Raw genomic sequence first — 328 nt, 5'->3', positions numbered from 1 at the left:
CTCCGAATTTGAAGCTTGTACATGACAAGACTGCTTTCCATTGCACCTGGAACGCATACGCGCAGTCTGATCAGAGTTACAGTGGGTTGAAGTTGCGAATTTATGAGGACAGGTTGCAAGATTCCGCCGTCCATAATTGGCATAATAAACGGAAATAACACCTTTCCCACAGGTAATGTCAGCTCTGAAACCTTCACAAGTTATGTGCTGCTTAGGTTTGAGACATTCATAAGATACTTCCAGGTATTTATAGGTCCCAAAACAGGGATCATTGAAAACGGAGTTCACTGCTTGAACAGAACAGCTTTTTTTTCCATTACACTGTGTG

Annotated in this window: 1 protein-coding gene; it reads right to left on the bottom strand. The window is 42.4% G+C overall.

Translation table 11 applies throughout. The features are described from left to right. A partial coding sequence (locus DK871_RS29855) for a hypothetical protein (protein ID WP_161907475.1) occupies positions 1 to 328 on the bottom strand: 328 nt, incomplete at both ends.

The organism is Pseudomonas sp. L13 (assembly GCF_009935965.1).
In the GTDB taxonomy this organism is placed as follows: domain Bacteria; phylum Pseudomonadota; class Gammaproteobacteria; order Pseudomonadales; family Pseudomonadaceae; genus Aquipseudomonas; species Aquipseudomonas lactis.
Note: the sequence above shows the minus strand (reverse complement) of the source record. Positions and strands in the feature narration are given on the sequence as shown.